The sequence below is a fragment of the Leucobacter sp. USHLN154 genome (assembly GCF_037145595.1).
Lineage (GTDB): Bacteria > Actinomycetota > Actinomycetes > Actinomycetales > Microbacteriaceae > Leucobacter > Leucobacter alluvii.
Genome location: NZ_JBBCXF010000005.1, coordinates 248,430 through 265,644, shown reverse-complemented (window position 1 = coordinate 265,644; position 17,215 = coordinate 248,430). Strand labels below are relative to the sequence as shown.

Below are 17,215 nucleotides of genomic sequence, written 5' to 3'. Positions count from 1 at the left end.
GCTCACAGTCTACGAGCGCACCGCAGTAGGCTGGCCGCATGCCGAACCGGCGCGCCCATCTCTCCCCCCAGACCGCACACGGCGAGCTCGCGGCCGCCCTCGCCGCGCTCCGGACGGACAACGCCGTGCCGTCCGACTTTCCCGCTGACGCTCGTGCGGAGGCGAGCACCGCCGAGACGTCGGAGCCCGGTGAGGACCTCCGGCACATTCCGTTCGTCACGCTCGATCCCGCCGGTGCGAAGGACCTCGATCAGGCCTTCCACATCGAGCACCGCGACGACGGATTCCGCGTGCGCTACGCGATCGCCGACCTCCCGGGGTTCGTGAGACCGGGAGGCGCGCTCGACCGAGAGGCACGGCGTCGCGGACAGACCCTGTACCTGCCGGACGGCCGTATTCCACTCCATCCCGCGGAGCTCAGCGAGGGCCGCGCCTCACTGCTTCCCGGCGCCGATCGTGTCGCGTACGTATGGAAGCTCGACCTCGACGCGTCCGGCGCTGTCACGAGCGCCGACGTCGAACGCGCCCGCGTGCGTTCCCGAGCGCAACTCGACTACGCGACGGCGCAGACCGCGCTCGACGCTGGTACCGGCGGCCCGCTGCTCGAACTGCTGCGCGACGTCGGCCTGCTGCGCGCCGAGCACGAGCGCTCGCGCGGAGGTGCGAGCCTGAACATGCCGGATGAGGAGATCGTGCGGGAGCCCGACGGTTACCGCATCGTGCGGAGCTTCGCGCGTCCCATCGAGGAGTGGAACGCTCAGCTCTCGCTCCTCACCGGCATGGCTGCCGGTCGCATGATGCTCGATGCCGGCGTCGGGATCCTGCGCACCATGCCGGCGCCCGACGAGGCTGCGCTCGCCGCGTTTCGTGCGCGGGTCGCCAGCCTCGGGCACCCCTGGCCCGCGGACACGACATACGGCGAGTACCTGCAGCAGCTCGATCACGCGTCACCGACGACGCCCGGGGTGCTGCAGGCAGCAGCGTCGTTGTTCCGCGGCGCCGATTACACGCCGTTCGACGGCGTCGTTCCGGAGCAGACGATGCAAGCCGCGATCGCCGCGCCGTACGCTCACGTCACCGCTCCGCTCCGCCGTCTGGTGGACCGCTGGGGGCTTGTGATCTGCGCCGCGATCTGCGCGGATGAGCCGATTCCGGAGTGGGCCAGGGCGTCGCTCGACGAGTTGCCCGCGCTGATGCGCGCATCGAATCAGCTCGCCGGTCAGCTGGGATCGCAGGCGCTCGATCGCGTCGAAGCCGCGCTGCTGCGAGACCGTGTCGGAGAGGTGCTCCCCGCGATCGTGGTCGAAGTCCGAGGCGAGCGCGCCCGCGTGCAGCTCGACGACCCCGCGGTCACCGCGCAGGTCGCGTCTGCCGGATACACCGCCGGGACCCGAGTGGACGTGCGGGTCACCGCTGCGGACGTCGTGAGCGGCACGATCGAGCTCGCGCCGCTCACGGACGCTTCCGGCGATCGTCCCGCCGTCAGCGCCGCCTGAGGCGCTGCGCTAGGCGGTCACGACCTCTGGCGTCCCCGTCCCCTCGGAGGCCGGCATCTCGGCAGCCAGACGATTCGCCTCGGCGATCAGCGTCGCGACGATCTCGTTCTCGGGCACGGTCTTGATCACCTCGCCCTTGACGAAGATCTGCCCCTTGCCATTGCCGGAGGCGACGCCGAGGTCGGCTTCCCTCGCCTCGCCCGGCCCATTCACCACGCATCCCATCACTGCGACCCTGAGCGGCACGCTCATGCCTTCCAGGCCCTTCGTGACCTCCTCTGCGAGCGTGTACACGTCGACCTGGGCGCGCCCGCACGAGGGGCACGAGACGATCTCGAGCTTGCGCTCGCGGAGGTTCAACGACTGCAGAATCTGCAACCCCACCTTCACCTCTTCGACGGGAGGCGCCGACAGGGAGACGCGAATCGTGTCGCCGATGCCCTCGGAGAGCAGAATGCCGAACGCCGTGGCGCTCTTGATGGTCCCCTGGAATGCGGGGCCCGCCTCGGTCACGCCGAGGTGCAACGGCCAGTCGCCGCGCTCGGCGAGCTGGCGGTAGGCCCTGACCATCACGATCGGATCGTTGTGCTTCACGGAGATCTTGAAGTCGTGGAAATCGTGCTCCTCGAACAGCGACGCCTCCCACACGGCGCTCTCGACCAAGGCCTCTGGGGTGGCCTTGCCGTACTTCTCGAGCAGCCGAGGGTCGAGGGATCCGGCGTTCACGCCGATGCGCAGTGAGACTCCGGCGGCTTTCGCGCGCCGAGCGATCTCGCCGACCTGATCGTCGAACTTGCGGATGTTGCCCGGGTTCACCCGCACCGCGGCGCACCCCGCATCGATGGCGGCGTACACGTAGTTCGGCTGGAAGTGGATGTCGGCGATGACCGGGATCTGGCTCTTCATCGCGATGATGGGCAGCGCCTCAGCATCGTCACGGCTGGGGCACGCGACCCGCACGATATCGCAGCCCGACGCGGTGAGCTCCGCGATCTGCTGCAGCGTCGCGTTGATGTCCGTGGTCGGCGTCGTCGTCATCGATTGCACCGAGACGGGAGCGCTCCCACCGACGGTCACCGACCCGACCTTGATGGCGCGCGACTGACGCCGCGGAGCGAGCACTTCGACGGTCTGCGGCATTCCCAAATTGACTGCTGGCACGGGCCGAGTCTACTCGCGTAGGCTGCGTGCCGGAGGCGAGTCCCACCGGCAGCGGCGTCGGAGCACCGCGGTCCGGCGCTACCCGAAGAGCGAGACCGGTTTGACGAGGTCGGCGTAGATGAGCAGCACGGTCATCGCGCCGAGCACAATGGCCACCGCCATCGTCACGGGCACCATCTTGGCGGTGTCGATCGGCCCGGGGTCCGGCTTCCGCCGCAGCCTGGCGATGCCGCGCTTCAACCATTCGTAGACCGCGCCGACGACGTGGCCGCCGTCGAGCGGCAGGAGCGGCACGAGATTGAAGACGAAGAGCGCGACGTTCAGCGAGCCGAGCAGACCGATCATCGTCTGCGCACGGGCAGCGACCGGCGCGTCGTCGAGGCTGACGATCTCCCCGGCCATGCGGCCGACACCCACGACGCTGATCGGCCCGTTCGGATCGCGCGCCTCGCTGCCGAACGCGGCGTTCCAGACGTCGACCATGCGTTCGGGCATGCGGATGATGATGCCGGCGACCCGCTGCACGTTCTCGCCGACGAACGCCGGCACGGCGGTGATCGGCTGCGCGACGTTCTCGCTCGCCGGAACCGCACCGATCATGCCGACCGATTCGGTCTGCACCGTGCCGTCGGCGCGCGTCACCGCGTTTCCGTCGGCGTCGGTGACCGTCCGCGTATTCACCACGGGTTCCAACGAGACGGTCTGCTCTGCGCCACCGCGCTCGATCTCCACGGAGAGTGATTCGCCCGGCGACTCTCCGATGATCGTGCGGAACTGATCCCAGCTGGTGATCCGCGTCCCGTCGACCGAGATGACGCGATCACCGGGGCGCAGTCCGGCCGCGGCGGCCGGCGCGGCCGGATCATCGCTGCTGCACGAGGACGCATTGCTGTTCGCCGGCGCCAGGCACTCGTTGACCTGACCGAGCGTGGTGCTGTTCTGCGGCACACCGAACACCACGAGCACGATCGCGAAGAACACGAACGCCAGCACGAGGTTCATCAGCGGCCCGCCCAGCATGATGATGATCTTCTTCCACGGGGGAAGCCGGTAGAAGGTGCGGTGATCCTCCCCAGAATCGATCGACTCGGCACTCGCCAGCCGAGCGTCTTCGACCACCGCCGCCATGCCTCGCTTGGGCTCGGCGTCGGGCTTGCCGAACGAGGCGCCCTCCTGCACGACCGAGTTCAAGAACCCCGTGGTCGACGGCCGCGCTGCCGCGCCGGGCTGCTCCGGCGGGTACATGCCCGACATCGCGATGTACCCGCCGAGCGGAATCATCTTCACGCCGTACTCGGTCTCGCCCCTGCGCTTCGACCAGATGGTGCGGCCGAACCCGAGCATGTACTGCGTCACCTTGACGCCGAAGAGCTTCGCAGGGATGAGGTGCCCGAATTCGTGCAGGCCGATCGACACGGCGAGACCGATCACGAAGATCAGAATGCCGAGCACGTAGAGCAGTACCTCAGTCACCCGCTCAGGCTACTGCGCACCGCTGGGGAGTTTCGGGGAAGCCGCAGGCCTTCTCAGGATCACCGTCGGTCGCAGCGCGGTTCGACTGCGGCTCGCGTCAGCGCCCGCGCGCGTCAGCGCCCGCGCGCGTCGATCGCCAGTTGCGCGCGCTCGCGCGCCCAGCGCTCGGCCTCGGCGAGGGACTCGAGCGTGAGCTGCGCCGGCGTCTCGTGCGCCTCGACCACCCGGCGCACGGTGTCGACGATGTCCAGGAACCCGATGCGACCGGCGTGGAACGCGTCGACCGCCTCCTCGTTCACGGCGTTGTAGACCGCCGGATACGTGAGTCTGGCCCGACCGACCTCCTTGGCGAGGTCGACGGCGGGGAACGCGGCCGAATCGAGCGGCTCGAACTCCCACGCCGTCGCCGACCGCCAGTCGAGCGGAACTCCGACATTGCCCATGCGATCCGGCCATGACAGCCCCAGTGCGATGGGCAGCCGCATGTCCGGGGGCGAGGCCTGGGCGATGGTCGACCCGTCGATGAACTCCACCATGGAGTGCACCACCGATTGCGGGTGCACCACGACCTCGATATCGCCGTAGGAGACACCGAAGAGCAGGTGAGCCTCGATCACCTCGAGCCCCTTGTTCACCATCGTCGACGAGTTCGTCGTCACCACGCGGCCCATGTTCCAGGTGGGATGCGTCATCGCCTCGGCGGGCGTCACATCGCGCAGCTGCTCGCGTGTGCGACCCCGGAATGGTCCGCCAGACGCGGTCAGGATGAGGCGGCGCACCTCGTCGCGGCTGCCCGACCGCAGCGCCTGCGCGATCGCGGAGTGCTCGGAATCGACCGGAACGATCTGCCCGGGAGCCGCGAGCCCGGTCACCAGATCGCCGCCGACGATGAGCGATTCCTTGTTCGCGAGCGCGAGCGTGCGCCCCGCTTCGAGCGCGGCGATGGTGGGGCCGAGCCCGACGGAGCCGGTGATGCCGTTGAGCACGACATCCGCCTGTACGTCGCGGATGAGCTGCACCGCGGCGTCGGCGCCGAGACCGGTGTGCTCGACGTTGAACTCGTCCGCCTGCTCGCGCAGGCGATCCGCCTGCGTCCCTGCGATGAGGCCGGAGACCTGATACTTCGCAGGATGCTTGCGGATGACGTCGAGCGCCTGCTCGCCGATGGATCCGGTGGAACCGAGGACGATGACGCGCTTCATCGCTCCAGGCTACTCGGCGGGCGCGTCCGCGTGCACCGTGCCGAGGATGTCGAGCACGAAGACCATCACGTCGTCGCCCTGATGCCCCTGCTGCTCCAGCGTCGCCGCACCGTAGCCGCCGTCCTCGGCCGGCACCACGGAGATGACCTGGGAACCGACCTTCTGGCCCTCGAGGGCCTTCTGGAATCCGCCGATGACCTGGGTCGTGAGGAAGTCGGTGGGCTCTCCGCGGCTCCAGCTCGAATCGAACTCCTCACCGGTGCGCCAGATCACGCCGCGGTAGTTCACGTAGACGCGGTCTCCGGGCTGCACCTCTTCGCCGTCGCCCTCGACGAGCGTGGCGATCTCGAGCTTGTCGGGTGCCTCGAGGCCGTCCGGGACGGTGATCGTCGGCTCGCCGTCCTCGGCGACCTTGACCGTCGGGAACCCGGCGGGCGCGGCGACCTGCTTGCCCTCCGCCTTGGAGAGCAGCTCATCGCTCTTCAGCGTTCCCGGCTCGCCCGTCGCAGCGGCAGCGTCGCCCGCATCGGTGATCTCCCCGAACTCCATCACGATGACGAGCGAGTCGTCGGCGGTGATGTTCTCGAGACCGGTCTGCTCGGGCGGCGTCTCGCCGAAGACGTCGGCGTACGGAGCGGCGAGCGCGATCTGCTCGCCGGCGGTGGCGCACCGCAGACCGTCGTACGCCCACTCGGCGAGCCCCGACTTCTCGACCGGGATCGCGCTCGCGGGAAGCTGCTGCAGCGCCGACCCGTCGGCACCGTTGAAGAGCGTCATCGATGTGAGCACCGACTGCCCCTCCTCGACGACGTCCCCCTCGCCCGCTTCCAGCACGGAGCGCTGCATCTTGTCAGCCTCCACCGGGGTGTCCGAGGTGAGTTCGAGATCCTCGCCGACCGAACCGGAGACCTTCACACTGGAACTGGCCGAACCGGAAGCGAGGCAATCGGTGCCGGAAGCATCGGCGCTCGCCGATCCGCTGCCGCTCGAGCAGCCGACCATGAGCAGTGCGCCAACGAGGGCGGCGGGGGCGATGGCGCGCGTCAGTTTCACGGTGATAGGAGTCCTTCGAGTCGCGAGGAGCCGCGTCCGTTCCGATGCACAGGGAGGTGCGGTGGGCGCGCGGCCATGAATGCGTTTCGAGTATGGCGCATTGCGCTGCCCGGCGGCTGGGAGGCTTCCGACCTTCGCCTGTGATCGCGAGCCGACGCGCAGACGCCGCGCTTCACCGACGGCTGGCGAGCGCGGCCGCGTACAGCTCCCGCGATGAGAGTCCGGTGGCCTCGGCCACGGCCCGAGTCGCGTCCTTGAGACGCTCTCCCGCCTGCACTCTGGCCTGCACCTCGACGAGCGCCGATTCGGGCGATGCAGCGCTCGACGCCGCGCCGCTCACCACCACGACGATCTCTCCTCGCACCCCGTCTGCGGCCCAGGCGGCGAGCTCGCGCAGACCTCCCCGCCGCACCTCCTCGTGCAGCTTCGTGAGCTCGCGGCAGACCGCCGCCGCGCGATCATCCCCGAACGCGTCGGCGAGGTCGCCGAGCGACGCCGCGAGCCGGCTGGGCGACTCGAAGAAGACCAGCGTTCGCCGTTCGGCGGCGAGTGCGCTGACGGCACGCGCGCGCTCGCCGGACTTGCGGGGCAGGAAGCCCTCGAAGGCGAAACGATCGGTCGGGAGGCCGGCTACGGCGAGGGCCGTGATGACCGCGCTCGGGCCGGGGATCGCACTGACGGGGACCCCGCGCTCGGCGGCCAGTTGCACCACTCGGAACCCGGGATCGGAAACGGTCGGCATGCCGGCGTCGCTCACCAGCACGATGTCTTCAGTCTGCGCGCGTTCGACGAGCGCTGCCGCCCGCTCGTGCTCGTTGTGATCGTGCAGCGCGATGAGTTCCGGTCGATTCTCGATTCCGAGGAGACGGAGCAGCTGGGCGGTGTGACGCGTGTCCTCCGCGGCCACGACGGTCGCTTCCTCGAAGGTGCTGCGGAGCCGCGCGGAGGCGTCACCGAGGTTTCCGATCGGCGTCGCCGCGAGAAGGATCATGCCTCAATCGTATGCGCGCGCGTCACCTGGCGGGTGCGGCGGGTGCGGCGCCCTGGCCTGGGCCTGCTGACAGAATGAATCCATGACCGATCCACAGCAGCCAGTGCCAGCACCGCCCCACCCCTACGCCGAATCGGGCTCGGCATCGCGGCGACGCGGCAACGGCAACCTCTCGATCGCAGCCATGGCGCTCGGTCTCGCCGCTCTGGTCACGGTGATCGTCTCCGCGTTCTACTTCGGTCTCGGTGCGATTCTCGGAGCGCTGCTCGCCGTCGCAGCGGTGGTGCTCGGCATCGTCGGTGTGATCTCCCGCAGCCGCCGTGCTCCGGCGGTCGTCGGGCTCGCCTCCGGAGCGCTCGCGCTGCTCGTCGCGCTGGTGCTGGGCGTGGTGTCGGCCGTGACTCTCGCAGGCTCGATCACCGCCCCGTCCGGCTCCCATTCCGGCGCCCCCGGCGCTGCAGACGAGCCACAGGGTTCGGAGGATCCGATGTCGTGGCCAGAGAACATGGCCACGGGAGGCATCGTGTTCGATCAGGACGGCGTGGTCCGATCCGAGATTCCGAGCAGCGGCGCCCCCGAACCGCAGGAGGCAGGAGCCGAGGCGCACGCGGTTCGCGTGTACGTCGATTACCGCTGCCCCTCCTGCTCCGTCTTCGAGACCACGAACGGGGAAACGCTCGAGCGGCTGATGGAGAGCGGCCAGGCATCGGTCGAGATCACTCCGCTGACATTCCTCGATCGCATCTCCCCCGACCAGTACTCGTCGCGCGCCTCGGCCGCCATGGCGTGCGTGGCGGAAGCGCAGCCGGAAGCCGCATGGAAGGTGCACCGCCACCTGTTCGATCCGGCGGTGCAGCCGGCGGAGACGACCGGCGGACTCGACAACGGTGCGTTGATCGACGCGGTCGACGAGGCGGCGGGCGGCGCGAACGACGACGTGCGATCATGCATCGAGTCAGAGCGGTTCGTGCCCTTCGCCCAGGCGCTCAACGAGTGGGTGTTCGACAATCCCGTGCCGGGCGCTGAGGATCCGCAGCTCGCCGTGACCGGCACGCCGTTCGTCGTCGTCGACGGCGTTCCCTTCACGGGCTCCCCCGGTGACGCGCAGGCGTTCACCGATTTCCTCGCCGAGCAGGAAGTCGCCGTGGGATCCGTCTCGTAACGAGCTGCTAGACTCGGCCGGCTATGCATCAGACGAGCGAGCACCCGGTCCCTGACACGTCGCCCCGCGGGGTCACGCTCCTGAGTCGAACCGGGAAGCTGTACTACCCGCTCGCCCTCGTCTCGCGTCTGCCGTTCGCGATGATGGTGATCGGCGTGCTCACGCTCGTCGTCTCCGCGCGCGGCTCCGTTGAACTCGGCGGTCTCAACTCGGCGATGGTCGGGCTGGGCGTCGCCTGCGTCGGGCCTCTCATCGGCGCGGCGGCAGACCGTTACGGGCAGCGGCCAACACTGCTCATCGCCGCCATCGCGAACAGCGCACTGCTCGGCGCCCTGGCCTGGATCGCGTTCAGCCCGCTGCCGACGTGGGTGCTGTTCCTCGGATCATTCCTCGCCGGCGCCACGGTGCCGCAGACGTCGCCGATGTCGCGTTCGAGGCTCGTCGCGATCGTCGCGCACGATCTGCCGGCGCAGCGGCGGCCGAGGGTGCTGTCGAACGTGCTCGCCTACGAGTCGGCCGCCGACGAGGTCATCTTCGTGTTCGGCCCGGTGATCGTCGGCGTGCTCGCCACCACGATCGGCGCATGGGCGCCGATCGTGGGTGCTGCCGTGCTCACGCTGCTCTTCGTCACCGCCTTCGCCCTGCACCGGACGAGCGCGCCCGCGCAATCGCCGGAGCAGCGCGCGGCAGTGCTCGCTCCCGCGTCGGAACTCGCACGACCCGCGCTCCTCGTGACGGTGTTCGGCATCGTGACCGTTGGGTTGTTCTTCGGCTCGATGCTCACGTCGCTCACGTCGTTCATGCAGGATCGCGGCGACCCCGAGAGTGCCGGCCTGATCTACGGGGCGATGGGCGTGGGCTCCGCGATCTTCGCCATCGGGGTCGCGGCGCTTCCCCCGCGCTTCTCGCTCCGCGCCCGGTGGCCCGTGTTCGCGGTCTGCATCGTGGCTGGCGCCGTGCTGCTGCAGTGGTCGCACGACGTGCCCTCCATTCTGCTCAGCCTGACGATCATGGGCATCGGCGTCGGGCCGCTCCTCGTGACGCTCTACAGTTTCGGCGCCGCACGCAGTCCCATCGGCCGCTCGGCGACCGTCATGACGATGCTCGGCTCCGGACTCATGGTGGGCCAGTCGGCTGCCGCCGCCCTGACCGGCGTCGTCGCGACCGATCTCGGCACGCGCGCGGCGCTCGTGCTGCCGCTCGCGGCCGCCGTGCTGGCGCTCGCGGCCGGCGCGATCAACTGGTGGCTGAGCGGAGCGGACGATCGCGCCGGGCACGGTCCGAACACTGCGCCGGTGACGCTCGACGCGGAATAGCGCGGTGCTCGGCGGCGTTGCACTGCAGGCCGGTACCGCCACCCCGAGAGGTGGAAGAATGGAGAACATGCCTGACCTCGCGCTGCATCCCGCGCTCACCCCCGAAGACGTCGCGCTGCTGCGCGCGGAGTTCCCGTACTTCGTCGCGCAAGACGCGCTCGAGTCCGCTCCCGCCTACCTCGATTCCGCCGCCACGTCGCAGCGCCCGGGCCGGGTGCTCGACGCCGAACGCCGGTTTATCGAGTCGTCGAACGCCGCAGTGCATCGCGGCACCAGCGGCGCGGTCGGAGCCGCCACCGAGGCGTTCGAGGGTGCTCGTGCCGCCGTGGCGTCCTTCGTGGGAGCGGAGGCGCCCGAGCAGGTCGTGTGGGCGGAGAACGCGACCGACGCGCTCAACCTCGTCGCCACCGGCATCGGTGAGGCGAACGCCGGTCTCGGCGTCTCCGGCAGTGAGCGCTACCGACTCGAACCCGGTGACGAGATCCTGATCACGGAAGCCGAGCACCACGCGAACCTCATTCCCTGGCAGCGGCTCGCGAAGCGAACGGGAGCGAGCCTGCGGTACATTCCGGTGCGGGCGGACGGCACCTGGACGATCGACGACGCGCGCGCTGCAGTGACCGAGCGCACCAGGGTGTTCGCATTCGCGCACATCTCGAATGTGACCGGCTTCGTCGCACCCGTCGCGGAGCTCGTCGAGCTCGCGCACGCGGTCGGGGCGGTCACCGTGCTCGACGCCTGCCAGTCGGTGCCCCACATTCCCGTGGACTTCACCGCGCTCGGCGTCGACTTCGCAGCGTTCTCCGGGCACAAGATGTTCGGTCCGAACGGCATCGGAGTGCTCTACGGGCGCCCGGAGATGCTCGACGCACTGCCGCCGGCACGAACCGGCGGCTCCGCGATCACGAAGGTCACGATGGAGTCGGCGCAGTTCATGCCGGCTCCGCAGCGTTTCGAGCCGGGAACGCAGCCGGTTTCACAAGCGGTCGGCATGGGCGCAGCGGTCTCCTTCTTGAACGCGATCGGCATGAGCCGCGCAGCCGCACGCGAGCACGAACTCGTCGAGCGGCTGGTCGCCGGCATCCTGGAAACGCCGGGTCTGCACCTGCTGGGGCCGGCCGATACGGCGCAGCGCGTGGCACTGGCCGCAGTCTCGGTCGAGGGCGTGCATGCACACGATGTGGGGCAGTATCTCGACGAGCAGGGGGTGCGGGTGCGCGTCGGGCACCACTGCGCCCAGCCGCTGCATCGCGCGCTCGGCCTGACGTCGAGTACGCGCGCAAGCGTGCACGTCACCACGACCGAAGACGAAGTCGATCGTTTCGTCGACGCGCTCCGCGGCGCTCAGCGGTATTTCGGGGCGGAGGTTTCGGCATGAGTGCACTGGACGGGTTGTACCAGGAGGTGATCCTCGATCACTCCAAGCGACCGATCGGCAAGGGCGAACTCGAGGCGGATGCGGCCGCGTTGACCGCGTCGCACCATGAGTTCAATCCGAGCTGCGGCGACGAGATCGATCTGTCGATCTCAGTCGACCCCGAGACCCGCCTCATCCGACAGGTGGCGTGGCAGGGTCAGGGGTGCTCCATCTCGATGGCATCGGCCTCCATCCTGTCGCAGTTGGTGCGCGACGACGCCCTCACCGTCGACGAGGCTCGGACGCGCATCGACGCATTCCGGGAGATGATCCAGGCGCGCGGCGAAGGCGATCCCGACGAGGAACTACTCGGCGACGCGGTCGCGCTCCAGGGCGTCTCCAAGTTCGTCATGCGGATCAAGTGCGCGATGCTCGGCTGGGTGGCTCTCGAGGCCGACCTCAAGCAGGTCGAGGCGCAGCGCTCCTAGCTTCCGCAGCTCCTCCGACGCGCGTCACGAGATTCGACAGTTCGGCGCCGGGCGCGGTGACGCGGTCGGCGACCTCGCGGATCACCGCCTGCAGCGCGGCGCAGGCGCGCGTGGGAGCCATGTCGACGCGGCGCGCGATGCTCACGGTGCGCGAGAGCGCCGCGTCAGCGAGTGGAGCCGTGCGCAGCATCGGGCGGTCCGCCGCCACCATCGCTGGCACCACGGCGACGCCGATCCCTCGACCGGCGAAGCTCAGCGCCGCGTCCATCTCCGCTCCCTCGACCGCGACGAGCGGGGTCACTCCGCGTGCGCGGAACGCGGCGTCCACCGTGACCCTGAGATCGTAGTTCTCCGGAAACACGACCTGCGGCACTCGCGCGAGCTCCTCGAGTTCGACGGGACGGTCGGGGTCCTCCGAACCGGTTTCGTCGCGGCAGAACGGATCCGGCCGGGTCGGATCCGACACCACGACGAGACGCTCGCTGAGAATCTGCTCGCGTTCGAGCACCGCACGCGCCGCTCCGGACGACACGCTCGTCACGATCAATGCAAGATCGAGTGCTCCTTCGACGAGCGCGGCGATGAGGCTCCGCGAGCCCCGCTCCAGAATCTCGATCTCGATGCCCGGGTAGCGGTCGCGGAACGCGGCGAGCACATCGGCGACGAGGCTCGTGCAGAGCGTCGGTGTCGCGCCGAGCCGTATGCGCCCGCGTCGCAGCTCGGCGAGATCCGTCATCTCGTGGCGCGCTGTCTCGGCGTCGGCGAGCATCCGCCGCGCGATCGGCAGGAGCCGCTCCCCTGCTGGGGTCAGAGCGACGTTGCCGCGGACGCGGTGCAGCAGTTCGACGCCGAGATCCGCTTCCAGGGTTGAGATCTGCCTGCTGAGCGATGGTTGGGCCAGGTGGAGCCGCTCGGCGGCGCGGGTGAAGTGCCCGAGCTGCGCGATCTCGACGAAGCCACGGAGCTGTTCGAGGTTCATTTTCATAGCGTAAACGCATCTTGGCGATCAGGTCTATTCATTGGAGTAATCGATCGGCCGGTCGTAGCGTGATGAGCATGAATCGCATCTCTCCCACCCCCGCCCAGGGAGCCGCTCGCAACGAGCGCCTCCTCTCCACCTCGGTACTCGTCATCGGCACCGGCGGAGCCGGACTCCGCGCGTCCATCGAACTCGCGGAGCGCGGCGTCCAGGTGCTCGCCGTCGGGAAGCGGCGCGCGCACGACGCGCACACGACCCTCGCCGCAGGCGGCATCAACGCCGCCCTCGGCACGATGGATCCCGAGGACAGCTGGGAACAGCACGCCGCCGATACGCTCCGCGAGTCGTACTTCCTCGCCGACCCCGCGATCGTCGAGACGGTCACCCGCAACGCCGCGCGCGGCATCGAGGATCTGGAGCGCTGGGGCATGCCGTTCGCCCGTGAGGACGACGGCCGCATCAGCCAGCGCTTCTTCGGCGCGCACAAGTATCGCCGCACCGCGTACGCCGGCGATTACACCGGCCTGGAGATTCAGCGCACCCTGATGCGGCGCGCAGCCGAACTGCGCGTCTCGATCGTGGATACGGTGTACATCACGCGCCTGCTCGTCGCCGACGGGCGCATCTTCGGCGCCTACGGGTTCGACATCGTCGACGGAGCCCCAGTGGTCATCCACGCCGACGCCGTGATCCTGGCGGCGGGCGGCCACACGCGCATCTGGCGCAACACCTCCTCCCGGCGCGATGAGAACACCGGCGATTCGTTCCGACTCGCCGCGCTCGCCGGCGGAAAGATCCGCGACGCAGAACTCGTGCAGTTCCATCCCTCCGGCATCCTCGAACCCGCCGACGCCGCCGGGACGCTGGTCTCGGAAGCGGCTCGCGGAGAGGGAGGAATCCTGCGCAACGCGCTCGGAGAGCGCTTCATGGAGCGCTACGACCCCGAACGCATGGAGCTCTCGACCCGGGACCGCGTCGCTCTCGCGAGCTACACCGAGATCTCTGAGGGCCGCGGCACCACCAACGGCGGCGTCTTCCTCGACGTCTCGCATCTTCCGCGCGAGCAGATCCTCTCGAAGCTGCCACGGGTGTACCGCACGCTGATCGATCTGCAGATGCTCGACATCACCGAGGAGCCGATCGAGATCGCGCCCACCGCCCATTACTCGATGGGCGGGATGTGGGTCACGCCCGACACGCACAGCACCGGGGTCGCAGGACTCTACGCGATCGGTGAGGCGTCGAGCGGCCTGCACGGCGCGAATCGCCTCGGCGGCAACTCCCTCATCGAGTTGCTCGTGTACGGCCGCATCACCGGCTCCGATGCCGCGGACTACGTGTCGGGGCTCACCGAGATCCGCCGCGACCCGGCCGCCGTCGCCGAGGCGCGCGCCGAGATGCAGAACCTGCTGGAGGGAGCGGGGACCGCCGATAAGAGCACCGAGAGCCCGCGTCGGCTCCAGCGCGCTCTGCGGGACATCATGACCGAGCACGTCGGCGTCGTGCGCAGCGAGGCCGGTCTCACGACCGCGCTCGGAAAACTGGAAGCGTTGCAGGAGCGCGTGGCGCGGGTCACGGCGCATCCGGACATCGCGGGATTCGACGACCTCGCTCATGCCTTCGATCTGTACGGGTCGATGCTCGCCGCACGGGCGACGATCGAATGCGCGCGCGAGCGTCGGGAGACCCGCGGCTGCCACAACCGCTCCGATTACACCGAGCAGGATCCTTCTCTGCGGGGGAACTTCGTCTGGACGCCGGATCGCGGTGCCGTGTTCGAGCCGCTCCCGGAGGCGCCGGCGGCCTTCCGCGATCTCGCGCTCGCCGCCGCTGACGACACCGTTCAGGGCAAGCTCGTCGAGTAGCCGGGGCGGTCGGTTCCGCAGCACGAGTTCCGCGCGGCGGTGGTCAGAGCAATGCGGAGTCCCGCTCACACCGCCGCGTGGAAACGAAATCGCGGTGCTCCGCGCCGAGTTCTGTGCATAACCGTTCATCGTGCGGCGCAGCATCGGAGGATCGGATCATGACCGAACGCGAATCCGACCCCCGCCCCGTCATCCGATGCTCTGGCACCGCAGACTTCCTCGCGGCCCTGCCCTATCTCACCGGGTTCACCGCCACCGACAGCCTGTTCGTGATCTGTTTCATCGGCGCACGCTCCGGCCCTGCGGTCCGCATCGACCTCCCCCGCAGTGACGATCCCGGCGATGCACTCGCGATCCTCGATCTCATGAGCGAGCTTGCACACGATCTCTCCGCGATGCACGAGCACCCAGTCGCGGTGGCCGTCGTCATCGTCAGCAACGCGTCGTTCGACATGACGGGCCCTCCCCCATGGCAACGACTGGCGCGGCGCATCGAGCGCCGCCTCCGTCGCGACGGCGTCGAGATCCGAGAACTCTGCCTACTCGCTGCAGATGGATGGCTGAGCTTCCTCGACCCGCACCCGCAATTGGCCGGCCGACCCCTCAGCGAGATCGCGGAGAGCCCCGTCATCCGCGGCCCACTCCGACAGCTCGAGGCACCGGTCGAACTCCAACGGCTCGGAGAGATTCCGACCGCCGATCCCGCGCGTGCCGCGGCACTGGCGCGCGCGCTCGAACACCATCCTCCCTCCGATTTCCCGGGTTCGGAGCGCGTCCCCCCGCTGCGCTCCGAGTCCGGGAGCACCTCCGATTCGTACTTCGCCTGGATCTCCGAAGCCGCGGAGTCGACCCGCGATCTGTGCACCGACGGCCCGCTGAGCAGTGACGCTGCGGCGCGCCTGGTCCGCAACAGTGCGCATTCCGATCGCTGGCTGATCATCGCACTGGGACTCCTCACCCGTCCTGAGTTCCCTCTCGAACTCGCCGCGGAACTGCCCATCGGCAGATTCACCGGCGTGCCGGTGGAACTCGAGATCGATCTCCCACCGCTCACCGACGAACCGGCCGCGGGGCTCCGAACGGAGTACCGCGCGAACACCTCGGCCGGGCGAGAACGCACACGCGTCGCCGCATCGGATTGGTCCGTTTTCCGCATCCTCGACGGTGCGTGCCCAGAGTTCACCGAGCACGGCCGCCTGCGCGGGGTGCTCGCCCGTCTGCGAGAGACGATGAGCGAGACGCCGGAGCCCCTCAGACCCGGCATGCTCGCACTGAGCGCCTGGCTCTGGTGGTTGCAGGGCAATCAGTCGGTGGCACGCCGCCAGGCGCATGAGGCTCTCGCCATCGATGCTGGGCATGAGCTCGCCGCCATGGTGCACCGGTTGACGACGAAACCGCTGTATCGGAGACTCACTGCGACCCATTCCACGAGCCTCGGCGGTGCGCGGCAGACGCAGTCTCGGCGCGCAGCACCTCGATGATGCGGTCGATCGCGGCCGCGGTCACGGGGCCGGCGAGCGTGAATCGGATACCGGTCTGCGCGAGTTCGGCGGAGAATCCGAGTGCGAGCAGCACCGGAGAGGGGTCATCCGAGCCCGCAGCACATGCCGAACCAGAGGACACCGCGAACCCGGCGGCGTCGAGGGCCACCAGGAGCGACTCTCCGCTCACCCCGTCGACGACGAACGACGCGTGCCCCGGCAGTCGCTCTGCGCGATCGCCCGTGAGACGGGCTCCCGGCACCTCCGCGAGCACGCGTTCGATCAGCGCTTCGCGCGACTCGATCAGCGCCACGCCCTGCGAGCCGATCTCCGCACTGGCTGCGCGCACCGCAGCGGCGAAGCCCGCGAGCGCCGGTCCGTTCTCGGTGCCCGCTCGGCGCCCCTGCTCCTGCCCGCCGCCGTGGAGCAGCGGTTCCACGGCGAGACCGGATCGCACGAGCAGCGCCCCGGTTCCCTGCGGCCCGCCGAACTTGTGGCCTGCGATCGTCATCGCATCGATACCGGGTCCCGGCCAGGCGGCTCCTGAGACGCCGAACGTCGCGGACCCGAAGCGCACCGGCAAGGAGGCAGCGGCCTGCACGGCGTCCGTGTGCAGGAGCACCCCGCTGGCGTGCACGATCTGCGCGATCCGCGGCAGATCCTGCACGGTACCCACCTCCGCATTCGCGAGCCCCACCGACACGAGCGCCGTGTCTGAGCGCACGAGCGCTGCGACCGACGAGGCGCTCACGCGTCCGACCTCGTCCACCTCTGCGAAGTCGAGCGAGAAGCCGAAGACGCGCTCCAGATACCGGCAGCTCTCGATCACCGACGGATGCTCGATCGGCGTGGTGACCAGGTGCCGACCGCGAGGGTTCGCGAGTGCGAGCCCGATGATCGCGAGGTTGTTGGCCTCGGTACCGCCCGACGTGAAGATCACCTCGGACGGACGCGCAGCGAATGCCGTCGCGATGTCAGACCGTGCCGCATCGATCCGTGAACGGGCACGATGACCGGGCTGATGCACGCTCGAGGCGTTCGCCGCGCCGTCGTCGAGCGCATCGATCATCGCGGCCCGCGCCTCAGGCCGCAGCGGCGCCGTCGCTGCGGCGTCGAGATACCCGACGGCACTCGAGCCGAGGCGCGGCGCTCCCCCGATCATGCGCGGTGCTCCCAGCTCATGCGCGGCGC

General features: G+C 69.4%; 14 protein-coding genes. 7 read left to right on the top strand and 7 right to left on the bottom strand.

Features of this window, described 5'->3' with window-relative positions; translation table 11 throughout:
• The first annotated feature begins 38 nt into the window (after window positions 1-38).
• Window positions 39-1,496, top strand: a complete 1,458-nt coding sequence (locus WFH23_RS10985) for an RNB domain-containing ribonuclease (protein WP_336662533.1) — start codon at window positions 39-41, stop codon at window positions 1,494-1,496.
• Window positions 1,497-1,505: 9 nt separating this feature from the next.
• On the opposite strand, the gene ispG is transcribed toward WFH23_RS10985, so the two are convergent.
• The 5 genes from ispG to rsmI form a co-directional block, all read right to left on the bottom strand.
• Entirely contained in the window at window positions 1,506-2,636 is a 1,131-nt protein-coding gene (gene ispG / locus WFH23_RS10980; RefSeq protein ID WP_336662601.1) for a flavodoxin-dependent (E)-4-hydroxy-3-methylbut-2-enyl-diphosphate synthase, read from the bottom strand.
• Between the two features lie 99 nt (window positions 2,637-2,735).
• A complete protein-coding gene (locus WFH23_RS10975) occupies window positions 2,736-4,130 on the bottom strand; it encodes a M50 family metallopeptidase (RefSeq protein ID WP_336662532.1) in 1,395 nt (464 codons plus the stop codon).
• Between the two features lie 113 nt (window positions 4,131-4,243).
• The gene (gene dxr, locus WFH23_RS10970) at window positions 4,244-5,332 is read right to left on the bottom strand and encodes a 1-deoxy-D-xylulose-5-phosphate reductoisomerase (protein WP_211648771.1); all 1,089 of its coding nucleotides are present in this window, start codon (window positions 5,330-5,332) and stop codon (window positions 4,244-4,246) included.
• A 9-nt stretch (window positions 5,333-5,341) separates the two neighbouring features.
• The gene (locus tag WFH23_RS10965) at window positions 5,342-6,385 is read right to left on the bottom strand and encodes an FKBP-type peptidyl-prolyl cis-trans isomerase (RefSeq protein WP_336662531.1); all 1,044 of its coding nucleotides are present in this window, start codon (window positions 6,383-6,385) and stop codon (window positions 5,342-5,344) included.
• Window positions 6,386-6,557: 172 nt separating this feature from the next.
• Entirely contained in the window at window positions 6,558-7,376 is an 819-nt protein-coding gene (rsmI, locus tag WFH23_RS10960) for a 16S rRNA (cytidine(1402)-2'-O)-methyltransferase (protein ID WP_090150652.1), read from the bottom strand.
• An 82-nt stretch (window positions 7,377-7,458) separates the two neighbouring features.
• On the opposite strand from rsmI, the gene WFH23_RS10955 reads away from it, so the two are divergent.
• The 4 genes from WFH23_RS10955 to sufU are packed head-to-tail and all read left to right on the top strand — an operon-like array spanning window position 7,459 to window position 11,699.
• A complete protein-coding gene (locus WFH23_RS10955) occupies window positions 7,459-8,538 on the top strand; it encodes a DsbA family protein (protein ID WP_336662530.1) in 1,080 nt (359 codons plus the stop codon).
• 23 nt (window positions 8,539-8,561) lie between these two features.
• Window positions 8,562-9,854: an MFS transporter gene (locus WFH23_RS10950; protein WP_090150657.1), complete on the top strand. Its 1,293-nt coding sequence runs from the start codon at window positions 8,562-8,564 to the stop codon at window positions 9,852-9,854.
• A gap of 58 nt (window positions 9,855-9,912) precedes the next feature.
• A complete protein-coding gene (locus WFH23_RS10945) occupies window positions 9,913-11,232 on the top strand; it encodes an aminotransferase class V-fold PLP-dependent enzyme (RefSeq protein ID WP_336662529.1) in 1,320 nt (439 codons plus the stop codon).
• The gene (gene sufU, locus WFH23_RS10940) at window positions 11,229-11,699 is read left to right on the top strand and encodes a Fe-S cluster assembly sulfur transfer protein SufU (protein WP_090150664.1); all 471 of its coding nucleotides are present in this window, start codon (window positions 11,229-11,231) and stop codon (window positions 11,697-11,699) included. Before WFH23_RS10945 ends, sufU begins: the two co-directional genes overlap by 4 nt.
• Here sufU and WFH23_RS10935 read toward each other — a convergent pair.
• Window positions 11,671-12,678 (bottom strand): LysR family transcriptional regulator, encoded by a 1,008-nt coding sequence (locus WFH23_RS10935; protein WP_336662528.1) that lies wholly within the window; start codon window positions 12,676-12,678, stop codon window positions 11,671-11,673. The two genes, sufU and WFH23_RS10935, sit on opposite strands and share 29 nt — an antisense overlap.
• A 77-nt stretch (window positions 12,679-12,755) precedes the next feature.
• Here WFH23_RS10935 and WFH23_RS10930 point away from each other — a divergent pair, with 77 nt between their 5' ends.
• Both WFH23_RS10930 and WFH23_RS10925 read left to right on the top strand, forming a co-directional pair.
• The gene (locus WFH23_RS10930; protein WP_336662527.1) at window positions 12,756-14,543 is read left to right on the top strand and encodes an FAD-binding protein; all 1,788 of its coding nucleotides are present in this window, start codon (window positions 12,756-12,758) and stop codon (window positions 14,541-14,543) included.
• Between the two features lie 158 nt (window positions 14,544-14,701).
• On the top strand, window positions 14,702-16,024 hold the full coding sequence (locus WFH23_RS10925; protein ID WP_336662526.1) for a DUF4192 family protein: 1,323 nt from the start codon (window positions 14,702-14,704) through the stop codon (window positions 16,022-16,024).
• On the opposite strand, the gene WFH23_RS10920 is transcribed toward WFH23_RS10925, so the two are convergent.
• Complete coding sequence (locus WFH23_RS10920; RefSeq protein ID WP_336662525.1) at window positions 15,954-17,186, bottom strand: cysteine desulfurase family protein; 1,233 nt, start codon at window positions 17,184-17,186, stop codon at window positions 15,954-15,956. The two genes, WFH23_RS10925 and WFH23_RS10920, sit on opposite strands and share 71 nt — an antisense overlap.
• Window positions 17,187-17,215 lie beyond the last annotated feature (29 nt).

Coding starts and splice junctions, on each gene's coding strand:
- WFH23_RS10985 (WP_336662533.1), top strand. CDS start 39: ATGCCGAACCGGCGCGCCCATCTCTCCCCCCAGACCGCACACGGCGAG.
- ispG (WP_336662601.1), bottom strand. CDS start 2,636: ATGCCGCAGACCGTCGAAGTGCTCGCTCCGCGGCGTCAGTCGCGCGCC.
- dxr (WP_211648771.1), bottom strand. CDS start 5,332: ATGAAGCGCGTCATCGTCCTCGGTTCCACCGGATCCATCGGCGAGCAG.
- rsmI (WP_090150652.1), bottom strand. CDS start 7,376: ATGATCCTTCTCGCGGCGACGCCGATCGGAAACCTCGGTGACGCCTCC.
- WFH23_RS10955 (WP_336662530.1), top strand. CDS start 7,459: ATGACCGATCCACAGCAGCCAGTGCCAGCACCGCCCCACCCCTACGCC.
- WFH23_RS10950 (WP_090150657.1), top strand. CDS start 8,562: ATGCATCAGACGAGCGAGCACCCGGTCCCTGACACGTCGCCCCGCGGG.
- WFH23_RS10945 (WP_336662529.1), top strand. CDS start 9,913: ATGGAGAACATGCCTGACCTCGCGCTGCATCCCGCGCTCACCCCCGAA.
- sufU (WP_090150664.1), top strand. CDS start 11,229: ATGAGTGCACTGGACGGGTTGTACCAGGAGGTGATCCTCGATCACTCC.
- WFH23_RS10935 (WP_336662528.1), bottom strand. CDS start 12,678: ATGAACCTCGAACAGCTCCGTGGCTTCGTCGAGATCGCGCAGCTCGGG.
- WFH23_RS10930 (WP_336662527.1), top strand. CDS start 12,756: ATGAATCGCATCTCTCCCACCCCCGCCCAGGGAGCCGCTCGCAACGAG.
- WFH23_RS10925 (WP_336662526.1), top strand. CDS start 14,702: ATGACCGAACGCGAATCCGACCCCCGCCCCGTCATCCGATGCTCTGGC.
- WFH23_RS10920 (WP_336662525.1), bottom strand. CDS start 17,186: ATGATCGGGGGAGCGCCGCGCCTCGGCTCGAGTGCCGTCGGGTATCTC.